The 4,585-nt window shown below is 54.4% G+C and carries 6 protein-coding genes; 2 read left to right on the forward strand and 4 right to left on the reverse strand.

Annotated elements, in window-relative coordinates:
* Nucleotides 1-67: 67 nt before the first annotated feature.
* From mobP3 to GT748_RS14905, 4 genes are read right to left on the reverse strand one after another with little or no spacing between them, the layout of a single operon-like run.
* The gene (gene mobP3, locus GT748_RS14890; protein WP_161222400.1) at nt 68-2,035 is read right to left on the reverse strand and encodes a MobP3 family relaxase; all 1,968 of its coding nucleotides are present in this window, start codon (nt 2,033-2,035) and stop codon (nt 68-70) included.
* Nucleotides 2,002-2,517, reverse strand: a complete 516-nt coding sequence (locus tag GT748_RS14895; protein ID WP_161222401.1) for a hypothetical protein — start codon at nt 2,515-2,517, stop codon at nt 2,002-2,004. Before GT748_RS14895 ends, mobP3 begins: the two co-directional genes overlap by 34 nt.
* The gene (locus GT748_RS14900; RefSeq protein WP_009322749.1) at nt 2,514-2,831 is read right to left on the reverse strand and encodes a type II toxin-antitoxin system RelE/ParE family toxin; all 318 of its coding nucleotides are present in this window, start codon (nt 2,829-2,831) and stop codon (nt 2,514-2,516) included. The genes GT748_RS14895 and GT748_RS14900 overlap by 4 nt, the downstream gene beginning before the upstream one ends.
* Nucleotides 2,821-3,183 carry a prevent-host-death protein gene (locus tag GT748_RS14905; RefSeq protein WP_243148998.1) on the reverse strand — a complete coding sequence of 121 codons (363 nt, stop codon included), beginning with the start codon at nt 3,181-3,183 and terminating at the stop codon, nt 2,821-2,823. The genes GT748_RS14900 and GT748_RS14905 overlap by 11 nt, the downstream gene beginning before the upstream one ends.
* Before the next feature lie 469 nt (nt 3,184-3,652).
* Here GT748_RS14905 and GT748_RS14910 point away from each other — a divergent pair, with 469 nt between their 5' ends.
* Both GT748_RS14910 and GT748_RS14915 read left to right on the forward strand, forming a co-directional pair.
* Nucleotides 3,653-4,060, forward strand: a complete 408-nt coding sequence (locus GT748_RS14910; protein ID WP_123158643.1) for an IS110 family transposase — start codon at nt 3,653-3,655, stop codon at nt 4,058-4,060.
* Between the two features lie 256 nt (nt 4,061-4,316).
* On the forward strand, nt 4,317-4,585 hold a 269-nt coding region (locus GT748_RS14915), incomplete at its 3' end, for a transposase (RefSeq protein ID WP_161222402.1).

The following is a 4,585-nucleotide window of genomic DNA, read 5'->3' on the forward strand; positions in this document are numbered from 1 at the left end:
CACATGCCATGTTCCAGCCAAATATCCCACCTGGCCCCTGGCGGGCTGTTTTTCTTTTTTGCCTGCGTCACATCTGCGGTTCAAAATCGTTTTCCGCATGGCCAAGCGCGCGCTGTTTCTGTTCTAGCTCCCGCCTGCGCTTTCTGTCCAGATACATACAGCGCGGACGGATGTGCGGCGCAGATGTTTCAAACATACGGCACAGGCTTCCGATCACACCCAGCGCAGCGTCCATTGGACTGAGCTTGTGCCACTGCGCACGCCGCTGCAGCAAACGCTGTGCGAATTCGTTTCCGTCCTGTGCCGCGCTTCGCAGCAGCTCCTCCGCTTTCGCCCAATCCCTGGGAACACCGTTTCCCCGGATGTACAGCTTTCCCAACTGGTATTTTGCCCAGGGCGCCGCGAATCTGCGCACATACACGTCAGACGCCTGCGCCGCTTCGACAAAAAGCCGTGCCGCGGATCCTGCGTCCACAGCACGGCCTTTCCCGTTCAGAAAACATTTCGCAAGCCTGTATTTGGCAAATCCGTTCCCATGCTCCGCGGCACGTTCAAACCAGTCCGCGGCTTTCGTTTCGTCGAAGAACGGCGACGTCTCATCCGCGTGCAGCTTTCCGAGCGCATATTCCGCAAAATGATTTTCCTGCTTTGTAGCCCGTTCAAAAAACATTTTTGCGCCGGCGTCATCCCGCGGCAAAAAGTATCCCTCCCGGTACAGCTTACCGGCCTGGTATTGCGCATATGCATCCCCGCGCTCCGCCGCGCCGAGCAGCGTCCGGAGCGCCGCCTGCACGTCTTCATCCGGATATTCTTCTTCACGGGCGGCGTCCAGCAGCCGCTTTGCACCGTACACCGCATGCTGTGCGCCGCGGTCCTGTGGATCCTGTACCGCGTCAAACTCCTGTTCCGGCTCCGGCGCGGGACAGCCTTCTTTTGCAATGCGCAGCACGATATTTTTCAGATGCCGGAACTCCTTTTGTGTGTGCAGCGGCGGGGCCTGTTCCGGCAGGCTGTCCCGGTATGTGGACAGCACTGTTTTGCGAAGCTCCCACCACGCGCTGTATGCAGCCTTCACCTGCGGCTGCTTTTCCAATTCGCTGATAATACTGTCCACAATGGATTTTACCTGCCAGGGGAGATACCCATACCGGAGTTTCCCCTTTCTGTCCCGTACTTCTTCCGACAGCCGTTCCAGCAGGGATTCCAAAACCGGCATCTCTGCAGGCGCATCCCGCATCCCGGCCACCGCCTCTTTCAGGCGTGCGCTGAACAGATCCCGCAGTTCGTCCCGGCTCTGTGACTGGCGGATATATATTGCGTCCAGTTCATCCCGGAATATCTGCCGTGCGAGGAGGGAGCGGAGCTGCACCACCCCCTCCTTTGTGAGCGCCGGCTTTTGCACACTGTCCGCATAACAGACCAGATGCACATGAGGATGGTGCGCTTCGTTGTGGAAGGCTCCGCACCAATGGAACGACCCGACCGGCACATTGAACCGCGCGGCGATCTCCGCCGCATTGGCACGGAGCAGCGCGCGCCATGCGTCCGCTTTATCGTATGACAGGCGGGCGGCGTCTTCACGCCGCAGGGAAAGGATACATGTCCAAATGTTCCCGTCATGCTCTGAAACCGCACGCGCGGCAGCGTTCAGATCCGGCGCATCTTCCTCCTGTGTGAACAGGCCGTGTGCGCCGCTGCGCTGGACGCGCGGACGCTGCGCGATGTACGAAACATAGTTGGAGCGCGCGTCAAACAGTTCCAGATGTTCCTCCAAGGTCCGCGTGATGAATTCCGACGCGTTGCGGACAGTCGGCCGGCGCGCATAGTCCTCATACTCAAAGCTCCGGCGCGCATCCGGAAAATCCCGCAGCAGTTTTTCCACAAGGACGCGCTGCGCCTGCACCGCCGGCCGCGCTCCGTTCTCTTCCACATATCTCTCCACGCCCTCCCGCGTGGCAATGTACCGTATGTATGCCTGTGCGTGCCGCGCGGCGTCCGGCTTCAGATAGCGCCATTTTGTGACGAGCTTTGCCATCCGGTATCACCGCCGAACATCTGCGCCTGCACGGATTCGATCTGCGCGCCTTTGCGGCTGACCGCAACTTCCGCGCGCGCTTTCCTGCGCAGCTCCGCATACACCTCATCCGGTATGTCAAAGTGCGAGACAAGGATGCGCTGCAAAATGTTGAGTTCCACCGCCAGCGCGTACAATACCGACACGGTCGCCTTGTCAGACCGCTCCTGCCGCGCGCTGATGATGGACAGCAGTGTTTTTGAGAGATAGTCCTCTGTTTCTCTTGCTTTGATATATCCCAGGTAAAAGCGTGCAGCATTTGTCATAAAGGAATTGAATGTACTGCTCGCTGCATTTCCCAGGTTATCCAATATGTCCCGGTATACATCCTGCGGCAAACGGATCGTGATCCTTTTCCGTGTATCTATCTTTCCGCCCCCTTTTTCGCAAAACAAAAGATGCAGATGCCTCTCAGCACCTGCATCCTCATTTTTTCTTCTCACAGCAGTCGCTTGTAATCCCGCGCGCCATAGAAAAAGCGCATGACGACCACTTCTTTTGTCTGCTCATTCAAAAGATATGCTCCGACATAGTTTTCAACGATCAATTTTCGGTATCCTTTTTTCCGCAGGCTTTCATCATCTGCACGCGGGAAACTGAACGGATGGTTTTGAAGCTGTTCAAAGCTTTTTTCAAACGCTGTCATCAACCTGTCAGCTGCTTGCGGCGCGTCCAGACAAATCGAAATGTACTGATAGATTTCTTCCAGATCCGTACGGGCAAGCGGTGTTAGCTTTAATTTCCATTCACTTTCCATACTTGCCGCGCAGCTCCTTCAGTACTTCCATACCGTCCAGCAGCTCTGCTCCATCAGCAACTTCTGCCTCAGCAGCAGCCAGCTTGCGGTACATTTCATTCTGCGCCATGATTCGTTCATATACCGCATCATTCATCAGCACAAGATCATTGCGTCCGTTCTTCGTAATGAAGATCGGTTCATTGAGCGTTTTTGCAAAATGCGAGATCTCCGTTGTATTTTGCAGTTCACGGATTGGCCTGATCACCGGCATGTTCACCGCCTCCCCTTGTATATATATTGTATTACTATTTTGTTGCGCGGTCAATTCCTTATACTCCATATCCGCTATATTTGTTTTGATGTCAGCCAAAACCGGCTTATTTCCCTGTGCACAGGCAATTTTCTAATATTTTGATGTCAGACAAACCGGGAATTTGCTGTTTTGACGCCACCTCGGAACGCCGTTCAGCCCGCACTGCGGGCTGATGTATCTGGCGGACATCAAATTTTGATGTCCGCCTTTCTCCTGCTATCGTTCTCTATCCCCCAAAAATCGGTGCAAAGGGAACTCCATCCCGCTGCCAAACTGCTGCGCTTTACGCACAACCGTCCCGTCCGATAAAGGGATAGCACTCCTCCCGGTAAAATATCTTCGCGGCTTTGGAAAAATATTCTTATCTTCCCCCTTCACAAACAAAAAAGGGAGCAGACGCTGTCTGCTCCCGCATCGATTTTAAAGTGTATGCCCTATCTCACCTTGCTGCTGTTCCAATGTCAGATATTCGTCAAGACGCCGCTCTTCCAGCGAAGCGACCATCTCTGCAAACGGAGTGAGACCTATGATGTTTATCGTTGGTATCGATGTTGCCAAGCGCAGTCACGAAGTCAGTATTATTACATCCGAGGGGCAGACCGTACAGCGGGCATTTTCCATCTCAAACAACTGCACGGGCTATAACTGTCTGATGGAGAAAATCAGGAAGCTGACAAATGTCCGCAGCGAGATTGTTTTTGCCATGGAGTCCACCGCGCACTACTGGCTGGCGCTTTATACCCATCTTCACAAGGACGGTTACCCCGTTGTCGTTCTCAATCCCATTCAGACTGATGCTATGCGCGAGATGTTTATCCGCAAGACGAAGACTGACGCCAAGGATTCCTTGTTTTCTTCATTTCGTTCCACTCACTTTCACATAGAAAGAACAGGATCGCAGTTTTCCCCGCAGTCCTGTTCCTCTGAATTTTGATTGAATATCTCTGATTCTGCGGCAAGTTCATTGCGGACATTCCGCCATCTCATATCGGGAGAAACCGGGCAGCAGTATTTCCATTCCTGTTCGGGAGTGAAAATATATATAAATTCTATCCCCTCATCGCTTTCCTCCATATCCTCCAGCGTCATTTCTTTTGCAGGCCATTTGTATTCGCCGCAGTCCCTGCTGCCCCCATACCCGATTTGCCGGACAGAAAAACAATCTGTATAATGGAAAGGGGTAATGAAAAATGTCAACCAAAGAACGAAAACACCCAGCGCCGCCGCGTTACGATGAGGCCTTCAAGGCGGGGGCAGTGCGGATGGTCACCGAGCAGGGGCGGCCCAGCCGGGAGGTGGCCGCGGAACTCGGCATCTGCATCGACACGCTGCGCAGCTGGCTGAAAGCGGCGGGCGCACCATCGCCGGGGCAAGCTGACCGCCAAAACCGCGACGCCAGACGCCTGCGCGAACTGGAGGCGGAGATTCGAGCACTGCGCAAGAAGCTTGAAGAGAAAGA

This window comes from Bittarella massiliensis (ex Durand et al. 2017) (genome assembly GCF_009876955.1).
Taxonomy (GTDB): domain Bacteria; phylum Bacillota; class Clostridia; order Oscillospirales; family Ruminococcaceae; genus Bittarella; species Bittarella massiliensis.

Coding starts and splice junctions, on each gene's coding strand:
- GT748_RS14900 (WP_009322749.1), bottom strand. CDS start 2,831: ATGGAAAGTGAATGGAAATTAAAGCTAACACCGCTTGCCCGTACGGAT.
- mobP3 (WP_161222400.1), bottom strand. CDS start 2,035: ATGGCAAAGCTCGTCACAAAATGGCGCTATCTGAAGCCGGACGCCGCG.
- GT748_RS14910 (WP_123158643.1), top strand. CDS start 3,653: ATGATGTTTATCGTTGGTATCGATGTTGCCAAGCGCAGTCACGAAGTC.